Origin of the sequence: Colwellia marinimaniae, assembly GCF_002207865.1 — a bacterium.
In the GTDB taxonomy this organism is placed as follows: Bacteria; Pseudomonadota; Gammaproteobacteria; order Enterobacterales; family Alteromonadaceae; genus Colwellia; species Colwellia marinimaniae.
In genome coordinates this window covers 1-278 of record NZ_BDQM01000226.1, presented here as the reverse complement: position 1 = coordinate 278, position 278 = coordinate 1, and the positions used below count along the sequence as shown (strand labels likewise).

1 pseudogene is annotated in these 278 nt (G+C 39.6%); it reads right to left on the bottom strand.

The window, feature by feature from the left end:
* Nucleotides 1-278 (bottom strand): annotated as a pseudogene (locus MTCD1_RS19030) (hydroxylamine reductase); the annotation flags it as partial.

Genomic DNA, 278 nt, shown 5'->3' with positions numbered 1-278 from the left:
ACCAAGACAATACAATCGTTAACGGTAATTCATTTATGCCACAATCAAACTCTTCTGCTAATGCTAATACCAGTTGGATAGCGGAGTAAGTATCGTTACATTGGCCAACATCTAATAGACGTGGGATACCATTAATATCGCCAAATTCTTTCTTGTTGAAACGGTATTTACCACAAGCCAAGGTTAATATAATCGAATCTTTCGGGGTGTTCACGGCTAAATCAGTGAAGTAACTGCGCTCTGACTTATCACCGTCACAACCACCGATTAAGAAGAAG